This window comes from Streptomyces sp. SID14515, from assembly GCF_010548505.1.
In the GTDB taxonomy this organism is placed as follows: domain Bacteria; phylum Actinomycetota; class Actinomycetes; order Streptomycetales; family Streptomycetaceae; genus Streptomyces; species Streptomyces caviscabies.
In genome coordinates, this window is the sequence record NZ_JAAGMH010000018.1 from 1 (window position 1) to 21,902 (window position 21,902).

A 21,902-nucleotide genomic window follows, 5' to 3' on the forward strand; every position below is an offset into this window, starting at 1 on the left:
CTCAGGCGCCTGCTCCAGAATCACGTGCGCGTTCGTCCCACTGATCCCGAACGACGACACACCCGCCCGACGCGGACGCCCCACCTCAGGCCAGGCACGCTGCTCCGTCAACAACTCGACCGCACCCGCCGACCAGTCCACATGCGACGACGGCTCATCCACATGCAACGTCCGCGGCAACACCCCATGCCGCATCGCCATCACCATCTTGATCACACCAGCCACACCAGCAGCAGCCTGCGTATGACCCAGATTCGACTTCAACGACCCAAGCCACAGCGGCTCCTCACGCCCCTGCCCATACGTCGCCAACAACGCCTGCGCCTCAATCGGATCACCCAACGTCGTACCCGTACCGTGACCCTCCACCGCATCCACATCAGAAGACGACAACCGCGCATTCGCCAACGCCTGCCGAATCACCCGCTGCTGCGAAGGACCATTCGGCGCCGTCAACCCATTCGACGCACCATCCTGATTAACCGCACTCCCCCGCACCACCGCCAGCACACGATGCCCAAGACGCTCCGCATCCGACAACCGCTCCAACACCAACAACCCAACACCCTCACCCCACCCCGTACCATCAGCCGCATCAGCAAACGCCTTACACCGACCATCCACCGCCAGACCCCGCTGCCGGGACAGTTCCACGAACGTGGTGGGGGTGGACATCACGGTTACCCCGCCGGCGAGCGCGAGGGTGCACTCACCGCTGCGCAGCGACTGCGCGGCCAGATGGAGGCCTACCAGCGACGACGAGCACGCCGTATCCACCGTTACCGCCGGACCTTCGAGACCCAGCGTGTAGGCGATCCGCCCCGAGGCGACGCTGCCGGCCACGCCGGTGCTGAGATACCCCTCGATCTCTTCCGGCATCACGGCTCGACGTGCCGCGTAGTCGTGGTACATCACGCCGGCGAACACGCCGGTACGGCTGCCCCGCAGAGACTTCGGGTCGATACCCGCCCGTTCGAAAGCCTCCCACGAGGCCTCCAGCAGCAAGCGCTGCTGTGGGTCCATCGCGAGCGCTTCCCTGGGCGAGATCCCGAAGAACTCGGCGTCGAATCCCCCTGCGTCATGCAGGAAGCCGCCCACGCGGACATACGATGACCCCGGCTTGTCGGGATCCGGGTCGTACAGGGCGTCGAGATCCCACCCGCGGTTGTCGGGGAAACGCCCGATCACGTCCCGCCCTTCGGCGAGAAGGCGCCAGAGCTGTTCCGGGGAAGCGATACCGGCCGGATAGCGGCAGGCCATGCCCACAATCGCGATCGGCTCGGTGTCGGCCGCCTCCAGATCCTGGATCCGGCGGTGCGCCTTTCGGAGGTCGCCCGTCATCCGCCGGAGGTACTCGACCAGCTCTGCTTCGTCTGCCACGTGACGCCTTCTCTGTGTTGACCGCCCCAGGTGTTGGTGAGGGCGTCAGGTGAACTTCAGTTCAATTCCCATGTCGTAGACCGCTGACGCCGCCTGCTCGATCTCCTCCGGTGAGGAGACACCCAGGGTTGGGTAGGGCCATGCGAAGAGGCCGACCGGAACACCGGCGCCGAGCAGAAGCGCCAGCTCGGTGCCTCGGTCGGCCAGACTCTTCTTGACGTAGCGCAGGTACACGGGGTTCACGAGGTTGGTGGTGCACTCCGCCCGGACGCCCTCCGCCGTCGTGACGACGAGGTTTTCGGTCAGCGCGGAGGCCACCGGGACCTGGGGGTCGTGAAAGGCGATCTTGTCCAGATGAGGCTGGACAAGATCGGCGTAGTACTGCTGCAGGGGGCTGTGCCCGCCGCCCAGCACGGTCAGCACGTTCAGCTGGCCGTCCGGTGCCTCGGCAGCCAGTTTCCGCAGCGCGTCCACGTAGCCCGAGAACATGACCATCTGGTACTTGCCGTCGGCGAACTGGCCGCCCACGTCCGAGGCGAAGTGCACGCCGGGGCGGTGCGGGCCGCAGTACCAGTCCATGTCGGCGTCTGCGGCGATGATGGCGACGGCGAGACCGAGAGCGGGTTCATCCGGGCGGGACATGGGTTGCCGACTCTTGAAATCGATCATGCCGAAGAGGTCTTCGCGGCTGATCGCGCCGGCCAGGCAGGCGCAGATTGTCCAGCCGAGGCTGGATCCGCCCAGCAGATCCGGCCGAATGCCCTGTTCCGCGAGTACGTCAGCGATGCCGAGCGCAAGCATCGCTTGTCGTGCTTGGGCGATGTGCCGCAGTTCGGGTTGGGCCGAGTCGTCGTCGCCGTAGACATACGGCGTGAGATCCTCGGTGCACAGTTGTTCCAGGGTGAGTCCGGACCACCGCACGACCTGATCGCACCAGTCGCGCATCAGTGGATACCGCTCGTACAGGGCCAGGCCGGGAGGCTCGAAGGCCACCCCTCCCCCGACAATGAAGCTGACCGTCACGCCGACTCCCTCTGCGACAGGTTCACTGCCCCGACCGGGCAGATGGTGCTGGCTTGGCGCACCCTGGCGTAGGCTGCCCCAGGGTCGGTGACCAGCAGCGTGACCAGTCCGTTGTCGTCCTGGTCGAAGATTTCCGGCGCCATTCGGGCGCAATTGCCCGAGCCGATACAGAGATCGCGATTCACCGAGATCCGCACGTCTGCTCCGCCTACCAGGCGACAGGCAGATGGTGAATCTCGGGCAGCTGCGCCTTTTCCGGCGAGTCGATCTCACTGGCGGGTACCGCCAGTCGGAGGGTGGGAATCCGGGTGAACAGCGTTCGGTAGGCGATCTCCAGCTCGATGCGGGTCAGATTGCCGCCCAGACACTGGTGTATGCCGTGCCCGAACGCAAGGTGCTGGCGAGCCTCCTGCCTGCGTACGTCGAGGGCAGCCGGGTCACTGAAGGCCGAGGGGTCGTGGTTCGCGCCCCCGTTCGGCACGACCACCCCGTCACCGGCTCGGATCAGCTGCCCTCCGATTTCGACGTCCTCGGTTGCCACGCGCATGGAGGAGAGGTCGGAAACGCTGACGAAGCGCAGGGTCTCCTCGACCGCGTCCGGGAACAGGGACGGGTTGGCTCGCAGGATCTCCAGCTGGTCCGGGTGTTCCAGCAGGGCCATCACACCGGTGGAGATCATCGAGGCGGTCGGGCCATATCCGGCTCCCGTGATCACCAGGATCAGCGTGACGAGCTCGTCATAGCTCTCGGCACCGGTCGCCTTGTACTTGGCCACGATGTTGCTCAGTACGTCATCGATCGGTGTCCGTTCCCTCTCCTCGATCCCGGCGAGGATGAACTCGCGGAGTCCACGCTGGATACGGACGAACTCCTGCAGGTCACGGACCACGGTCGCCTTGCGGGCATCGGACATGAATCCCTCGATCGTGTCCAGGGAAAGACCGAGCAGGCTGCCGATGACACCGCCGGCCAGCGGGAACGAGTAGGCCTCGGCCAGGTTGACCGGCTGTTCCAGTTGGAGCATTCGGTCGACAAGGCGGTCCGCGACCTCCTGGATCTGCGGGCGGAGCGTATTCATCCGCCGCATGGTGAATTCGCTGATCACCAGACGCCGAAGCCGCGTGTGGTCCGGTGCGTCCATGGTGACCAGAGTGGGGGTGCGCCGCATGGGTTCCAGCGCCTCAGCGAAGATCGGGTACCCGGGGTTGGTGATGTCGGAGCTGAACCTCTCGTCCCCCAGTACCGCCCGCGCATCGGCAAAACGGGTGATTACCCAAGCCGGCTTTCCGTTGTACAGACGCACCTGGGCCGGCGCTTCACTTTCGCGAAAGACGTCGTACTCGACCGGGGGCTTAAACGGGCATCCGCGGCGTATCGGAAACTCAAGGGTGCCATTCTCCACATCGCCAGCCATCTACTTCCCCTTCTTTACTTTAACTGAGCAGGCACAGCCGACCCAGGAGCACAGATTCATAAACTACCGATGAGGGGCTCCCGTCCGGCCACCCCTAGCTGCCCCCAAGTGACCCCTAATCCAGGATTACCGGTACCCTTACGCGAAGGGTCGGCCCATCACATACATGCTGGTGAGGGCCACTTTCAGAAGGTCGGACGGCAACAGCGAAGCACCGCCGCCGACCGGCCCCCTATCGCCCGCTCAAGCCGCCCAGACCGGTCGCCCTGGCATGGACCGGGATCAATCAATTACTTCGATCTTCTTTATCTCCTCGTCGGTGAGGCGGATGCCGATCACGTCCCTCAGCGCCGAGACCATTTCGGCCTTCGTCGACAAGGCACGCTGATCCGCGATTCCCTCGGTGGTGAAGTCCTGAATATTCGTACCGAAAAGCGCCTTGCGCACCGGGCCCGCCTCAGTGGAAACCACCCGCTGGGCAAAGAATCCCGTCACCATAGGCGACCTGGGATAGGTACTCGAGAGATAGTTGGCCATCTGGAAGTCGACGGGGTGGAAGAGCGTGGTGTCGAATCCCAGTGAATCGATCCAGGAACCGTTGTTCAGCATCTGCAGGACGGTTACCGCCCCCTCCCGCTTGATCCGGTACTCCCAACCGTCCTGGAGGGAGACGGTGCCGTCGGCTATCTCGATCGGTTCGAGCGGGCCGAGGCAGCCGTACCCGGCGTCGGACAGGTAGCGCCGCTCGCCCAGTTCCACGATCAGTACCGAATGGGAGCGGGACTGGACATCGGTGCTGCCCAGTCGGATCCGGCACAGAAGACGGGTCAGTGTGAAGCCGATCCGCTCAAGCACCGCGGCGAACAGCAGGTTGTGCTCGTGGCAGTAGCCGCCCCTGCCTCGATTGACCATCTTGTCCTGAATCGACTCGAGATCGAGCGAAATCCCATCCCCGAAGAGGATGTCCAGATTCTCGAACGGCATCGACAGCATGTGCGCCCGCTGAAGACCTGTGAGTGTCTCCAGGGTGGGGTCGGTCGGCCCGGTATATCCGATGCGGTCCAGGTACGCGGGCACATCCACCTTCTCGATGCCCCACTCCGACGCGTTGTGAGCAGTAGTCACCATATGATCCTCTTTCATCGGTCTGGTTTGCTGGTCAGGACCCGAACTCGCTGTCGATGAGCCGGAGCAGATCGTCCGGCGACACCGCGCCGAGTTCGTCGTCCTCGTCATGCTCTGCTCCCGCCTCCGCATCCAGCTTGGTGAGGAGCACTCGCAGCCTGGTCGCGATCGCTGACCGCTCCGGTGTAGTGGCGCTCATGCCGAGCAGGCGCAATTCCAGGTCGTTGATGTCCACCAGGGCGTGGGCGGCCTCGCTCGGCTCCGCCTCCGTCAGGCAGCTGAGCAGATACTGGGCCATGGCATGTGGCGTGGGCTGGTCGAAGACGAGGGTGGCGGGAAGCCGCAGGCCGACCGCCTCGGCCAGCCGGTTGCGCAGTTCCACGGCTGCCAGCGAGTCGAACCCCAGCTCCTTGAACGCCCGATCCGGCCCGATCGCGGCCGCAGAGGTGTGCCCGATGGCTGTCGCTGCCTGGGTTCGTACAAGCTCAAGCAGAGCCTCCGTGCGTTCGGTGACCGGCAGCGCTCTGATCCGCTCGGGCAGCGCAGCGGGCGATGCCGTCGAGGCGCCCTCGGTGACCCGTGACCGAGACCGGCGAGGGGTGAGCGCGCGAAGGATCGGCGTCTTCATCATGGCCGGATCGAGATGGGCCGCCACCAGTACGGCCCGATCGCTGCAAAGGGCTGAGTCCAGCAGGTCCATGCCTTGTGCGGGTGACAGAGGCTCAAGACCGGACCGTGCCATACGGCGCAGATCCGCGTCGGCCAGTCCTCCGATCATTCCGCTTTCCTGTTGCCACGGGCCCCAGACGACCGAAGTCGCCGGCAAGCCGCGCGCCTGCCGCTGCTGTGCCAGAGCGTCCACGAAGGCGTTGGCCGCCGCGTAGTTTCCCTGCCCCGCCGCGCCGAGGGTGCCCGCCAGCGAGGAGAACAACACGAACGCGGTCAGATCCAGATCGGCGGTCAGCTCGTCCAGATGGGATGCCCCTGTCGCCTTCGGCGCCAGCACGGAGGCGATCCGCTCCGGGGTCAGTCCGGCCAGCAGACCGTCATCCAGCACCCCCGCGGTGTGGACCACTGCACGCAATCGAGGGATCTCCCTGACGAGTCGGCCCAACGCCGCCCGATCGCTCACGTCGCATGCGACGACCCGGACCTCAGCGCCCAGTCCCGTCAGGTCGTCCACCAGCGCCTGCGCTCCGTGGGCAGCGGGGCCACGCCGACTGGTCAAGACCAAGTTCCGCACATCATGTGCGGTGACCAGATGCCGGGCCACCATGGCACCGAGGCTCCCGGTTCCGCCGGTGATCAGGGCCGTTCCGCCCGGAACGAACCGGAGTGACCTCCCCTCGGGCGGATCGGCCCGGACCAGTCGCGGTACTCGCACTTTCCCTTGCCGCACCGCCAGTTGCGGCTCGTCCGCGGCGATACCTGCGATGACGGCTGCCTGCACGGTAGCCGTGTCGTCCGCATCGACCAGCAGAAACTGGCCCGGATTCTCACTCTGGGCGGATCGGATCAATCCCCATACCGCCGCACCGGCCGGGTCGCGTACGGGGTCGCCCGGACCTGTACTGACCGCGCCTTGGGTGACAAGCACCAACCGTGACGACCGAAACCGATCCTCGGCCAGCCATTGCTGGACCAGCGCCATCGCATGGCTAGTGGTATCCGTCGCGCAGCGACCGGCCGGCAGGTGCGCCAGCACGAGTTCGGGAAGCGACTCGGCCCCCTGCGCAAGGGAGCGCAGGCTGTGCTGGGATTCGTCCAGGACCACGACACCATCCGGTGCGCCCCTCTCAGGCCCGGCCTCCAAGCCGACCCAGTCGAGCCCGAACAGGGACTGGCTGCTACGCATAGGCTTCAGTTGCCCGCCCGACGGCTCCCGCAGGGTCAGCGAAGCGACCCTTGCGACAGGACGCCCCACCTCGTCCGCGATCTCCACCGAGACCGATCCCTGCCCAGCCGGTGCGATCCGGGCCCGGAGCGCACCCGTGCCGGGCTGGTCCAGGGCAACGCCGCTCCAGGCGAACGGAAGCCTCGGCGCGGCATCGTCCGGCAGAAAGGAACCCACTCCGATTCCGTGCAGAGCAGCGTCGAACAGCGCCGGATGCAGGCCGAACCGGCCTGCATCGAGAGCTACTTGGGAATCGGGCCGCACTTCCGCGAAAACCTCGTCACCACGCTGCCAGGCGGCACTCAAGCCCTGGAACGCGGGCCCGTAGCCGAACGCGCTCTGTCCCGCGCCGGCGTAGAAGTCTTCGGTGGCGAGCCGTACCGCTCCGCTCGGCGGCCACATGGACAAGTCCGTCGCGGGTTCGGACGATCCGGGCGCGAGTGTGCCGGAGGCATGCTCGCGCCAGTCGCCGTCCACCGCTGCCCCGGGGCGGGAGAACACCGTCACGGTGCGCCGTCCGCTCCGGTCCCGCTCCCCCACCGCCACATGGAGTTCGACGGTGCTCCGCTCGGCGAGAGCCAGTGGCTCGGCGAGGACCAGATCCTCCAGCAGTGGGCAACCCACCTGCTGGCCCGCGTGCAGCGCCATCTCCACGAACGCTGTGCCGGGCAGCAAAGGCGTGCCCATGATCGCATGGTCGGCGAGCCACGGATGGGTGCGCAGGGACACCCGGCCCGTGAAGACCGTTCCGTCCGATCCGGCCAGTGGCACCGGCAGCCCAAGCAGTGGATGCCCGGTCGTGGTCTCGGCCAGCCAGTAGCGCTCCCGCTGGAACGGGTATGTCGGCAGGTCAACCCATGGGCCGCGGCGCACACCGAAGTACGCGGGCCAGTCCACCGCCACGCCCCTCACATGCAGAGCGGCGACGGCCGCGACCACGGTGTCCCGTTCGGGCCGCCCCTTGCGGAGCACCGGCACCGCCTCTGGAACCAGTGGGCTGAGCGTGGCGTCGGGCCCCAGTTCCAGGTACCGGCTGACACCATTCGCTGCCAGTGTCGCCAGGCCGTCGCTGAACCGTACCGTCTGTCGCACATGCCGCAGCCAGTAGGCGGGCGTGCACAGCTCCTCCGCCGTGGCCACCTTTCCTGTCACGTTGGACACCACGGGAACCCGCGGGGCCGCGAAGTCCACTGCGGTCAGCACCCGCTCGAACTCAGACAGCATGGGCTCCATCAGCGCCGAGTGGAACGCATGGCTCACCCGGAGCCGCTTGGTCTCGGTGAACTGCGCGGCGACCGCGAGAACTGATTCTTCGTGGCCGGCGACCACCACCGAGTCCGGGCCGTTGACGGCCGCCAGCGACACCCGGTCGTCGAGCAGCGGCAGTACCTCGGCCTCTGCTGCCCGGATCGCCACCATGGCCCCGCCCTCGGGAAGTGCCTGCATCAGACGGCCCCGTGCGGCTACCACGGCACATGCGTCGGGCAGTGACCACACTCCGGCGAGGTGGGCCGCGGTGACTTCGCCGATGGAATGGCCCATGAGGATGTCCGGCTTGATTCCCCAGGACTCGACCAGTCGGAATAGTGCCACCTCCACGGCGAACAGCGCCGCCTGGGTATACCCGGTCTGGTGCACCAGTTCGGTGTCGGTGAAGAGGACGTCGTGCAGTGGCCGGTCCAGATGCGCGGCCATCCCGGCACACACCTCGTCAAGTGCCGCCGCGAAGACGTCGAACTGCTCGTACAGCTCTCGGCCCATGCCGACCCGCTGGGCCCCCTGGCCGCCGAACAGGAACGCCAGGGCGCCCTCGGCGGTGGCACCCGTGACTACGCCTGCGCCTTGGCGCCCGTCGGCCACGGCACCGAGCGCCTCCCGCAATGTCTCGCGGTTCGTGGCAACCACCACGGCCCGGTGCTCCAGCGCGGCTCTGGTCGTGGCCAGCGCATGCGCCAGGTCCGCCACCCGCAGATCGGGGTTCCCGGCGACGAGACCGTCCAACCTACGTGCCTGCTCCTGGAGTTCACCCATTCGGCGCGCGGAGAGAACGAAGGGTGTCACACGTGGCGCCGACGGCTCCTCGACCGGTGCGGGTTCCGGACTCTGCTCCAGGATCACATGGGCGTTGGTTCCGCTCATTCCGAATGCCGACACACCCGCTCTGCGGGGACGCTCCGCTTCGGGCCAGGCACGCTGCTCGGTGAGCAGCTCGACGGCACCGGCCGACCAGTCCACTTGTGTGGACGGCTCATCCACATGCAACGTCCGCGGCAACACCCCATGCCGCATCGCCATCACCATCTTGATCACACCAGCCACACCCGCCGCGGCGGCCGTGTGGCCGATGTTGGATTTCAGCGAGCCCAGCCACAGCGGCGTCTCACGCCCCTGCCCGTACGTCGCCAGCAACGCCTGCGCCTCAATCGGATCACCCAGCGTCGTACCCGTACCGTGCGCCTCGACCGCATCCACATCAGAAGACGACAACCGCGCATTCGCCAACGCCTGCCGAATCACCCGCTGCTGCGAAGGACCATTCGGCGCCGTCAGCCCATTCGACGCACCATCCTGATTAACCGCACTCCCCCGCACCACCGCCAGCACACGATGCCCAAGACGCTCCGCATCCGACAACCGCTCCAACAGCACCAGGCCGACACCCTCACCCCACCCCGTACCATCAGCCGCATCAGCGAACGCCTTACACCGACCATCCACTGCCAGTCCGCCCTGTCGCGCGAACTCCACGAATGCCTTCGGGGTCGCCAGAACCGTCACTCCACCGGCCAACGCGAGCGAGCACTCGCCGTTACGCAATGCCTGTGCTGCCAGGTGCATGGCTACCAGCGAGGAGGAACACGCAGTGTCGACCGTCATCGCCGGACCTTCGAGACCCAGCGTGTAGGCGATCCGCCCCGACGCCACGCTGACGGCGTTGCCGATGCCCAGGTAGCCTTCCACTCCGCCGGGAGCGCTGCGGATGCGGTCAGAGTAGTCGCTGCCCGAGACGCCGGCGAAGACGCCGGTGTCACTGCCACGCACCGCGTGCGGATCAATGCCGGCCCGCTCCAGCACCTCCCACGAGGCTTCCAGCAGCAGTCTCTGCTGGGGATCCATGGCCGCTGCCTCGCGTGGACTGATCCCGAAGAAGTCGGCATCAAAATCCGCCGCGTCCTCGAGAAACGCCCCATTACGGGTGTACGTTGTGCCGTCCCGACCGCCCCGGACCGGGTCGTAGATCGCGTCAAGGTCCCAGCCCCGATCCGCGGGGAACTCACCCACCGCGTCGATGCCGTCCCTGGACAGCCGCCACAGGTCCTCCGGAGTGCGCACCTGTCCGGGATAGCGGCAGGCCATGCCGATAATGGCCACCGGTTCGTCGAGCGCTGCGGCCGCCGTCCCCTCCCCTGCCGGAGAGTCGGCACTCCCGGTCAGGTCGGACGCCAGGTACCGGGCCAGTGCGCCATGGGTCGGGTAGTCGAATACAAGCGTGGCGGGCAGCCGCAGTCCCAAAGCGCCACCGAGTCGGTTCCGCAGCTCCACCGCGGTGAGTGAGTCGAAGCCGAGTTCTTTGAACGGCTTGTTCGGGCTGATTGCCTCGGGGCCCGCGTGGCCCAGTACGGCAGCCGCTTCGGTGCGGATCAGCTCGGTGAGGGCTCGGTGCATCTCGCTCTCACCCAAGGCGGCGATCTTGGCGGCGAAGGCCGAGCGTCCCTTGTCCTCAGGTACTCCGGTTCCAGTGCCTCGCAGGGCTTCCGTTGCTTCCGGGATCTCCGAGATCAGCGGCCGGGAACGTGCCGCCGCGAAGGTGGGGGCGAACCGGGACCAGTCCAGATCCGCTACGGCGAGCTGGGTCTCGCCATACGTGAGTGCCCGGTGCAAAGCGGTAAGGGCCCGTTCGGGCTGCATCAGCCGCACTCCGCGCAGGCTCAGCAGCTTGTCCGCGTCCTCATCGACCATGCCGCCGCCGGCCCAACTGCCCCAGGCCACCGAGACGGCCGACCGGCCGCGTTGGCGCCGGTCTTCGGCAAGAGCGTCCAGGAACGCGTTGCCGGCGGCGTAACCGCCCTGCCCGGCGCTACCCCACACCGCTGCCCCCGAAGAGAACAACACCAGTTCGGCATCGGGCAGGAGCTGGTCCAGGTGTACCGCGCCCGCCACCTTGGCGGCCACGACCTCCGCCAGTTCGGCGGTGCTGGTCCGCAGCAGTTCGGTGGCCTGGCCGACACCTGCGGTATGGAAGACAGCGGATACCGGCCCCACAGCGTCCAGCAGCCGACCCAGCGCTTCCCGGTCGGCCACGTCACACGCCGCGACGGTCACCTCACAACCGGCCTCGGCCAGTTCAGCCTCCAACGCCTCCACCCCATCGGCCTCCCGGCCCCGGCGGCTGGTGAGCACGAGGTGATCTGCACCGGCACCGGCAAGCCAACGGGCCGTCTGTGAGCCGATCGCACCAGTACCTCCGGTGACCAGGACAGTGCCGCTCGGTTCCCAGGCTTGGCGCGGCGCCGCTTCGCGCTGTGGGGCCCGGACCATGCGGCGGCCGAAGACACCGGAGGCACGGAGGGCGAGCTGATCCTCCCCGCCGGACGCGGCCAGGGCACCAGCCAGTCTGGCCATGGCTCGAGAATCGAGCTGGGACGGCAGGTCGATGAGACCGCCCCAGGTTCGCGGCAGTTCGAGCCCCGCCACTCTGCCCAGGCCCCAGCACGCTGCCTGGGCCACGCTGCGCAGGGGGTCCGATCGTCCGATCGTCACCGCGCCCTGCGTCATGCACCACAGAGGTGCCTCGATCTCCAGCGCGGCCAGGATCTGGATCAGACGCAATGTGTCCGCAAGTCCTGCCGGAAGCGAGGGGTACTCGGCATCGGGCTGCTCGTCCAGCGCCAGCAGTGAGAGCACGCCGCTCACTTCACCGACTTCGACCAGCTGTTCAGAAGGGATGCCCGTGACACGTACCGTCGCGCAGCCCAGTTCCCGCTCGATCCGAGCGCCTAGTTCAGTGCCTTCCCGTGAGTCCACGATCAGCCAAGTGCCCGTCAACGCCGCGGCCTCAGCGGGCAACGGCGTCCATCCGACCCGGTACCGCCATGAGTCCAGCTCGGATTCCACCTGTAGGCCACGTCGCCACCGCGACAGACCGGGCAGCGCCTGTTTCCACGGATCAGCGGGGGTGTCCAGCAGCTCGGCCACCGCGCCCGAGTCGTCGGAGTCCACCGCAGCCCAGAAGTGGGCTTCATCCGGGTCGCCGCCCTGGTACTCCTTCTGTGCGACCAGCCAGTAGCGTTGCCGCTGGAACCGGTAGGCCGGCAGGTCCACGAGTTCCGCCCCGGTGGGCAGCAGCACCGACCAGTCGACGGTGGCACCTGACACATAGGCTTCGGCCAGCGAGGTCAGCAGGCGCGCCGCCCCACCCTCATTTCTGCGGAGTGTGCCGACGGCCGCCGCCACGTGGTGGCTCTCCTCGATCCTTTCCTGTATCGCCGTGGTGAGCACCGGGTGCGGGCTCATCTCCACGAAGACACCGTATCGCTGCTGCAGCAGTCGCTCGACGGTCCGGTCGAACTGCACTGTCCGCCGCAGGTTCTGGTACCAGTACTCACCATCCAACTCACCGGAGTGCTCAGTGGTGGAGCAGAACGGCACCTGGGCGGGACGAGGGGTGATGGTCGCCAGGCAGGCACGCAGTTCCGGGGCCAGCTCCTCCACCTGGGACGAGTGCGACGCATAGTCGACGGGAATCCTGCGTGCCCGCACTTGCTCGGCGTCACACCGGACCAGCAACTCCTCGAGGCTCTGGGGACCTCCGGAGACAACCACCGATCGAGGACCGTTCACGGCGGCGAGGGACAACTGATCTTTCCAGGGCTCGATCAGCGCGCGAGCGGCGTCCTCGGACAGGGCGAGCGATACCATGCCGCCCTTCCCGGACAGTCGCAGCAGTTCCTTGCTGCGCAGGGCGACCACACGCGCCGCGTCGGCGAGAGAGAGCACCCCGGCGAAACACGCCGCGGCGATCTCGCCCTGCGAGTGGCCCAGCACCGCTGCGGGTTCCACCCCGCAGGAACGCCACACTTCGGCCAGTCCCAACATCATCGCGAACAGGGCTGGTTGCACCACGTCCACCCGGTCCAGGGGCGGCGCACCTTCGGCACCGGTGAGGACATCGACCAGGGACCAGTCGATGTACGGCGCGAGCGCCGTGGCGCACGCCTCGATCCGGTCGGCGAACACCGGTGAGTGGTCGAGAAGCTCCCTGCCCATGCCGAGCCACTGCGCTCCTTGCCCTGGGAAGACGAAGACAGGAGCGGCACTGGGCACGATCTGCCCGGTCACATCGGGCAGGCCGCCGCCGAACAGCACTGCCCGGTGTTCCAGCGGGGCCCGCGTCGCGACCAGTGACCGGGCGACATCGGCAGGCTTCATCTCCGCTGTGTGGCTGCGCACCGCGGTGATCTGCTCCTCCAGCGCGGCGGACGAGCGGGCGCCGACCACCCAGGGCAGCAACGTGGTGCTGACAGGGCGCGGGGCTTCGGCCGGTGATGGGAGGGCGGGTGCGGCCTCGTCGTCCGATTCCAGGATGACGTGCACGTTGGTACCGCTCATGCCGAATGCCGACACTCCTGCCCGGCGCGCCTCGCCGGTCTCCGGCCAGGGCCTGGCCCCGCTCAGCAGCCGTACCGAGCCGGAAGACCAATCGACGTGAGGGGTGGGCTCGGACGCGTGCAACGTGGACGGCAGAATGCCGTGCTGGATCGCGAGGACCATCTTGATGACGCCTGCCGCGCCGCCGGCGGCCTGGGTGTGGCCGATGTTGGATTTCACCGATCCAAGCCACAACGGTCGGTCCGCCGGACGGCCCTGACCGTAGGAGCCGAGCAGTGCCTGTGCCTCGATGGGGTCGCCTAGCCGGGTACCGGTGCCGTGGGCCTCCACCACGTCGATCTGCTCGGGGGGCAGCCCCGCATCGACGAGTGCACGCCGGATCACCGCCTGCTGGGCGGGGCCGCTGGGTGCGGTCAGACCGTTCGACGCCCCGTCCTGGTTCATTGCCGAGCCGCGGACCACCGCCAGCACACGGTGGCCATTGCGACGGGCGTCCGAAAGCCGTTCCACCAGGAGGACCGCTACGCCCTCGCCCCAGCCGGTGCCGTCGGCGTCGGCGCTGAAGGCCTTGCATCGGCCGTCGGGGGCGAGCGCCTGCTGGCGAGAGAACTCCACGAGAACGGTGGGGCTCGCCATCACCGCAACCCCGCCGGCCAAGGCCATTGAACACTCACCGCGGCGGAGTGCCTGGACGGCGAGGTGCAGTGCGGTCAGTGAGGATGAGCACGCGGTGTCCACCGTGACCGCCGGGCCCTCGAGACCGAGTGTGTGGGCGACCCTGCCGGACACCACGCTCACCGCGTTGCCGGTCACTACGTGGCCTTCCACCTCCGGCCCGACTGCGCTCAGGTCACCGCCGTAGTCACGCCCGGACACGCCTGCGAAGACGCCTATGTCACGGCCCCGTACTGCGGCCGGGTTGATCCGGGCCCGTTCGAAGACCTCCCATGACGCTTCCAGGAACAAGCGCTGCTGAGGATCCATGGCCAGGGCTTCCCGCGGGCTGATACCGAAGAACTCGGCATCGAACTCGGCTGCCCGGTCCAGGAATCCGCCCTCCCGGACGTAACAGGTGCCGGGCCGGTCGCCGGAGGCGTCGTAAAGCTCGGTCAGGTTCCAGCCGCGATCGGTCGGGAAGCCGCCGATCGCGTCTCCGCCGGATTCGAGTAGCCGCCACAGCGCCTCCGGTGAATCCACGCCGCCAGCGAACTGGCACGCCATACCGACGATCGCAATCGGTTCCCGGTCAGCAGACTCAGCCTCGGCCAAGCGCTGGCGTGTCTTCTGCAGATCAGCCGTGACCCAACGAAGGTAGTCACGCAACTTCTCTTCGTTGGACATCTATTCTCTCCCGAATTCGCTGTTGATGAAGTCGAACAGCTCGTCATCGCTGGCGGTTTCCGATACCCGCGTCCCGGTGGGTTGCCCCGTGTCCCAGGCGAGGGTCAGACCGCGCAGCCGAGTGGCGATCTTGGAACGCAGGGCATCGTCCTGCCCGATCTCTGCCAGGGTTTGCTCAAGCTGGTCGAGCTGGTCGAGTACCGGGCGTGGTGCCCCGGCCGTGTGGGGCTGTAGCTGGGTGTCGAGGTAGTCGGTCAGCGCCTCGGGCGTCGGATAGTCGAATACCAAGGTCGGTGGCAGACTCACCCCGGTCGCCCGGGCGAGGGCGTTGCGCATTTCCACCGCTGCCAGCGAGTCGACTCCGAGTTCGCGGAACGTCAACTCCGCCGTCGTATCCATCGAGCCGTACCCGAGCACCGAAGCGGTCTGCTCCAGCACCAGCCCAAGCAGGGCGTGCCTGCGCTCGGCTCCGGACAGCCCGGTGAAGGCGGATGCCTCGGTCGGGTCCGGAGCCGCGTTCAGGACCTGCTGCACCTCGGGAAGGTGTTGGATCAGCGGGCTGGGGCGGTTCAGCGTGAACGACGGCGCGAACAGGGTCCAGTCCATGTCAGCGACGGCCACTGTGGCCTCGCTCCGGTCCAGGGCAACGGCCAGCTCCGCCACGGCCTGGTCCGGTGCCATTGGGACCAATCCGCGGCGTCGCAGCCAATCCGCACCGTCGCCCTCGGACATGCCGCCGCCGTCCCAGGGCCCCCAGGCCATGGACAAGCCCGGCATGTCGGCGGCACGACGGTGCTGGACGAGCGCGTCCAGGTAGGCGTTCGCGGCGGCGTAGGCTGCCTGGCCCGAACTGCCCCAGATCCCGGAAACCGAGGAGAAGAGCACGAACAGCTCCAGTTCCCGGTCGGCGGTGAGCTGGTGAAGGTTGCGGGCGGCGACCGTCTTGGAGCGCAGCGAGGTCTCCAGTGCCTCGGGCGTGAGCTGGTCGATCGGCAGGTTCTCCAGCACACCGGCCGCGTGCACCACCCCGGTCAGCGGCACCTCGGCCGGTATCGCCGCCAGCAAAGCCGTGAGCGCGTCGTGGTCCGCGGCATCACAAGCGGCGAGGGTGACCCGTACACCAAGCTGAGTCAGCTCCTCCTCCAGCTCGGGTGCGCCTGGCGCCTGGCGCCCGCGGCGGCTGGCCAGCACCAGGTGCTCGACCCCGCTTCGGGCGAGCCAGCGCGCGACGTGGGCGCCTAGGGCACCGGTTCCACCGGTGATCAACACCGTGCCATGTGCCTGCCATCCCGCCGAGCCGTCGGGAGAGGGGGCCTCCTGAATTCGGACCAGCCGGCGCGCGAACAGTCCAGGGTTGCGGATCGCCACCTGGTCTTCGTCGTCCCGCCCGCCGAGCACACCTGCCAGCAGGGCACCGGTCGAATCGTCCATTGCCTCAGGCAGGTCGATCAATCCACCCCAACGCTGAGGATGCTCCACTGCCGCCACTCGCCCGAAACCCCACAGCTGAGCTTGCTCCGGGTTGGGCAGCAGCTCCTCTGCGCCGACCGCGACCGCCCCGCGCGTCGCCACCCACAGTGGTGCGGGGATCGCTGTATCACCCAGCGCCTGGAGTAGTGCGACCGTGTCCGCCAGGGCCTCGGTCGGCAGCGAGAGGACGCCGGCGAACTCGCCGGAGAGTCCGGCCAACCGGGCCGCGAGTTCCTTCCGTTTCAATGCGCCCGGCTCCACGGACAGCACGTCGGTTTGCGCACCTGCGCGCCGAAGCGCCGACACAATGCCGTCGGCTTCGGTGGCACTCCTCGTCACCACCAGCCAGGTCCCCGTGAGTCGGGTCTGTCGCTCTCCTGCCAGCGGCTGCCAGGTGACGTGGTACCGCCATTCACCCCCGGCCCCTGTGCCGGGTGTGGGCTCCGGCTGGTACCAGTAGCGTTCTCGCTGGAACGGATACGTCGGCAGGTCTGTCGCGGCACCTGGACCCCCTCCGTAAAATGAAGTCCAGTCGACCGTGGCTCCCGCGCGGTAGAGCTGGGCCAGAGCGGTGAACACCGTCTCAGGCTCGGCTCGCTGGGACCGCAGGGCTGGTACGAAGACCGCGTCGGTATCACCGGGCAGACAGTCCGGCCCCAGCGCGGACAGCACTGCGTCGGGACCGACCTCCAGGAAGGTGCTCACCCCCGCCTCGGCCATCGCCCGTACCGCGTCGGCGAAACGCACCATGCCCCTGACCTGATCCACCCAGTACTGTCCGTCGGCGATCCGTTCAGCCGGTACCGCCTCCCCGGTGAGGGTGGAGATGACGGGTATGCGCGGTCGATGGAACGACAAGGTCTCAGCGAGTCGGCCGAACTCGGCCAGCATCGGTTCCATCAGAGAGGAATGGAATGCGTGGCTGACCGGCAGACGCTTCGTCTTCCTACCCAGCCCGGCGAAGTGCTCGGCACAGGACTCCACCAAGTGCGCGTCGCCGGACACCACGACCGCACGGGGGCCGTTCACGACGGCGACGTCCAGGGGGCAATCGCGGGCAGCCACCCAGTCGGCGACCTCGGCTTCGGTTGCCTGCACCGAAGCCATCGCCCCGGCCACCGGCAGCCTCTGCATCAGACGGCCTCGTGCCGTCACCAGAACGGCCGCATCCGCCAGCGAGAACACGCCGGCTATGTGCGCCGCGGCCAGCTCTCCGATGGAGTGCCCCGCGACGAAATCCGGGGACACGTCCAGGAAGCGGAAGAGTGCCACCTCCAGCGCGAACAGGGCTGGCTGTGTGTACTCAGTCTGGTCAAGCAGCTCCGTCTCACCGAACAGCACCTCTTTGAGAGGTAGATCCAGGTGGCGATCCAGTTCGGCACACACTTCGTCGAGAGCCTGCGAGAACGCCGGATAGTGCAGGGCCAACTCGGCTCCCATGTTAGGGCGTTGCGCCCCCTGCCCGGTGAACAGCACGCCCAGGCGTCCGGGCACCGGCGGCCCGGTCACCAGGTTGGCCACGCGCCCGCCTCCTGCGAGCGCGGCCAGCCCCTGAGTGAGGGAGTCCCGGTTGTCCGCGAGGACGACGGCTCTGCGCGGGAGCGGGGACCGAGTGGTGGCCAACGACCACCCCATCTCGGCAATATCGGTATCCGGCAGTTCCAAGAGCCGTTGCGCCTGGGCCCGCAGGGCCGCGTCCGTGCGGGCCGACAGCACGATGGGTACCACTGGGCCCGGGTCGGCCGACGGACCGAGTTCCGCCGCCGGTACCTGTTCGAGGATGACGTGGGCGTTGGTTCCGCTGATCCCGAACGACGACACACCCGCCCGACGCGGACGCCCCACCTCAGGCCAGGCACGCTGCTCCGTCAACAACTCGACCGCACCCGCCGACCAGTCCACATGCGACGACGGCTCATCCACATGCAACGTCCGCGGCAACACCCCATGCCGCATCGCCATCACCATCTTGATCACACCAGCCACACCAGCAGCAGCCTGCGTATGACCCAGATTCGACTTCAACGACCCAAGCCACAGCGGCTCCTCACGCCCCTGCCCATACGTCGCCAACAACGCCTGCGCCTCAATCGGATCACCCAACGTCGTACCCGTACCGTGACCCTCCACCGCATCCACATCAGAAGACGACAACCGCGCATTCGCCAACGCCTGCCGAATCACCCGCTGCTGCGAAGGACCATTCGGCGCCGTCAACCCATTCGACGCACCATCCTGATTAACCGCACTCCCCCGCACCACCGCCAGCACACGATGCCCAAGACGCTCCGCATCCGACAACCGCTCCAACACCAACAACCCAACACCCTCGGCCATACCAGTGCCATCAGCCGCATCAGCAAACGCCTTACACCGGCCGTCCCCGGACAGTCCACCCTGCTGGGAGAACTCAGCGAAGGTCACCGGACTGGCCATCACAGTGACCCCGCCGGCCAGGGCGAGGGTGCACTCACCGTTACGCAGCGACTGCGCGGCCAGATGCAGCGCCACCAACGACGACGAACACGCCGTATCCACCGTCATCGCCGGACCCTCAAGACCCAGCGAGTAGGCGATCCGCCCGGACACCACACTGGGCGCATTGCCCGTCATCAGATAGCCACCGCTGTCCGGGGACGCTCCGTGGAACACGGTGCTGTAGTCGCTGCCGGCAATGCCGGCGAAGACCCCGGTGCGGCTTCCCCGCAACGAAGCCGGTGCTATCCCGGCCCGTTCAAGCGCTTCCCAGGACGTCTCCAGCAGCAGCCTCTGTTGCGGGTCCATCGCCACCGCTTCCCGTGGCGAGATGCCGAAGAAGCCCGCATCGAAATCTCCGGCGTCGTACAGGAACCCGCCCCTGCCCTCGGTGCGCCAGCCACGATCGGTGGGGAATGCCGAGATGGCGTCCCCCTCCGTGGACATCAGATGCCACAGGTCCTCAGGCGAAGTCACCCCACCGGGATAGCGGCACGCCATGCCCACGATGGCCACCGGCTCGCCAGCGGGCTGAACCGGCGCCTGCTCTGCCGGGGCCGAACCGCCGTCGAGTTCGGTGCCGATGTGCGCGGCGAGCGCGGCAGATGTGGGGAAGTCGAACACCAAAGTCGCGGGCAGACGCAATCCGGTGGCGATGTTCAATCGGTTCCGCAGTTCGACCGCGGTCACCGAGTCGAGACCCAAATCGCGGAAGGCCCGGTCGGCCGCCACCGCGGTGGGTGCGGCGTGCCCGAGAACGACGGCCGCGTGCGCACGGACCAGATCCAGCAGCAGCTGCTCTCGTTCCGCCTCGGACAACCCGGCCACCTGTTGTCGCAGAGCGGGCCCAGCCTCGACCGATGCCGATGGCTCTGTCTGCCGGAGCTGTCTCACTTGGGGGATCTCATCGAACATCGGGCTGGGCCGGACGGCGGTGAAGGCCACGTGGTACCGGGCCCATTCGATGTCGGCGACCAGCAGCAGTGGCTGCGCCTCGTCCATCGCCTGCCGCAACGCGGTGAGCGCCAGGTCAGGGGCGATCGCGGGAACACCGTGTCGCCGGAGCAGATCCTTGACTGCGCCTGCGGCCATCCCCGAGCCCTCCCAGGCTCCCCATGCCACCGACGTCGCGGGAAGTCCGAGGGCATGACGGTGCTGTGCCAATGCGTCGAGGAAGGCATTCCCCGGTGCGTAGTTGCCCTGTCCGGGAGCGCCTGCGGTGGCCCCGGCAGAGGAGAACAGGACGAACGCCGACAGGTCAAGATCACGGGTGAGCTCGTGAAGGTTCTTCGCGGCCAGCATCTTGGCCCGCAGCGCGCGGTCCAGCTGCTCTGCCGTCAGACTATTGATCATCCCATCATCGAGGACACCCGCGGCGTGCACCACTGCCGTCAGTTCACCGGAGATCGAAGCGAGGAGACCGGCCAGCGCATCCCGGTCGGCGACGTCACATGCCTCGATGGTCACCTGCGCACCGAGTTCGTTGATCTCGGCCATCGCCTCGGCCGCTCCGGCGGCCAGTTCTCCGCTGCGACTGGTGAGCACCAAGTGTTCGGCGCCGTTCTCAGCCAGCCATCGGGCGACCTGGACGCCCAGTGCCCCGGTGCCGCCGGTGACCAGAACCGTTCCGCCGGCCTGCCATTCCGGCTGAGCGGCGTACGGGGCGGCCCGCACCATCCGGCGGACGAAGACTCCGGCGGGCCGCACCGCCCACTGGTCCTCTTCTCCGGTCTTGCCGAGGGTGCTGCTGAACAACCGGGCCGTCCTGTCGTCCACGACGGCGGGCAGGTCGATCACACCTCCCCAGCGTTCCGGATGTTCCAGCCCCATGACCCGGGCGAGACCCCACACGAGCGCCTGCCCCGGGTTGCCGACCAAGTCCGCGTCCGCCACTCTCATCGCGTCTCGGGTCACGCACCACAACGGAACCTCGAGGTCATCGAGTGCCTGAATCAGCGACACAGTGAGCTTGTAGCCGTGAGGTACTGACGGGTGATCCACGTCGGGGTGCTCATCCCACGTGAGCAGCGACAGCACGCCCGCGGCACAGGCCGCATGTTCGCGTACCCGCTGCGGGTCCATCTCGTCGAGCACGAGCGGCAGCACTTCGCGGCCCTGCGCGGACAAGGCGGACCGCAAGGTCTCGACCTCCTGGTCGTCGGCTATCCGCGCCGGTACGACCATCAGCCAGGTGCCGCCTTGCTCCGGCACGGCCGAGGGGGCGAACGGCTGCCACGCCACCCGGTAGCGCCAGTCGTCGGTCACGGTGCGGACGCGGGGCTCTGATTCGACCCGCTCCGGCCAGAACCTCTGCCGTCGGAAGGGATACGTCGGCGGAACAGCCCGATGCTGGTTCGACCGGCCGAAGACAGCTTTCCAGTCCGGCTCGAGTCCGTGCACGTCCAGCGTCGCCAATGCCCTCATGAACTGGGCCGTGTCGCCCTTGCCACGACGCAGCGTGCCGGTCACCACACCTTCGGCGCCGCCTTCGGCGAGACATTCCTCAATGCCCCCCATCGTGACCGGATGGGCGCTGGCCTCGATGAACGCGGTGTGTCCTGCCTCCACCAGGCCGCGTACGACAGGCTCGAATTGCACAGTGCGGCGAAGATTCTGGTACCAGTACGCGCTGTTCAACTCGGTTGTGTCCAGTGGGGCTCCGGTCACAGTCGACCAGAACGGGATCTGCGCGGGCCGAGGTGTGATCGTGCCGAGCAACTCCAGCAGCTCCGACTCAAGCGCCTCCACCTGCGAAGAATGCGACGCATAATCCACAGACACCCGCCGCACCCGAACCCGCTCGGCCTCACACACACCGAGCAACTCCTCCAACGCAGCAACATCCCCCGACACCACCACCGACCCAGGACCATTCACCGCCGCAACCGACAACCGCCCAGGCCAACGACCAACCAACCCCTCCACCTCAACCAACCCAGCACCAACCGAAACCATCCCCCCCGAACCCGCCAACCGCCTCCCGATCAACCCACTACGCAACGCCACCACACGCGCCGCATCCTCCAAAGACAACACACCCGCCACACACGCAGCCGCGATCTCCCCCTGCGAATGCCCCACCACCGCACCAGGCACCACACCACACGACCGCCACACCTCAGCCAACGACACCATCACCGCCCACAACGCCGGCTGCACCACATCCACCCG

Annotated in this window: 7 protein-coding genes; all 7 read right to left on the reverse strand. The window is 67.6% G+C overall.

The genetic code is table 11. The annotated features are described in order from the left end of the window. A partial coding sequence (locus tag G3I54_RS03130) for a beta-ketoacyl synthase N-terminal-like domain-containing protein (protein ID WP_343240260.1) occupies positions 1-1,380 on the reverse strand: 1,380 nt, incomplete at its 3' end. Between the two features lie 45 nt (positions 1,381-1,425). Then, entirely contained in the window at positions 1,426-2,403 is a 978-nt protein-coding gene (locus G3I54_RS03135) for a hypothetical protein (protein WP_164610832.1), read from the reverse strand. Continuing rightward, a complete protein-coding gene (locus G3I54_RS03140) occupies positions 2,400-2,600 on the reverse strand; it encodes a ferredoxin (protein WP_343240261.1) in 201 nt (66 codons plus the stop codon). Before G3I54_RS03140 ends, G3I54_RS03135 begins: the two co-directional genes overlap by 4 nt. Positions 2,601-2,611: 11 nt before the next feature. Continuing rightward, complete coding sequence (locus G3I54_RS03145) at positions 2,612-3,817, reverse strand: cytochrome P450 (protein WP_164610834.1); 1,206 nt, start codon at positions 3,815-3,817, stop codon at positions 2,612-2,614. A gap of 282 nt (positions 3,818-4,099) precedes the next feature. Further along, entirely contained in the window at positions 4,100-4,945 is an 846-nt protein-coding gene (locus G3I54_RS03150) for an arylamine N-acetyltransferase (RefSeq protein WP_164610836.1), read from the reverse strand. Between the two features lie 31 nt (positions 4,946-4,976). Then, positions 4,977-14,786 carry a type I polyketide synthase gene (locus G3I54_RS03155; RefSeq protein ID WP_164610838.1) on the reverse strand — a complete coding sequence of 3,270 codons (9,810 nt, stop codon included), beginning with the start codon at positions 14,784-14,786 and terminating at the stop codon, positions 4,977-4,979. Then, the gene (locus G3I54_RS03160; protein WP_343240262.1) at positions 14,787-21,899 is read right to left on the reverse strand and encodes a type I polyketide synthase; all 7,113 of its coding nucleotides are present in this window, start codon (positions 21,897-21,899) and stop codon (positions 14,787-14,789) included. It lies immediately after the preceding gene. Positions 21,900-21,902: the final 3 nt, after the last annotated feature.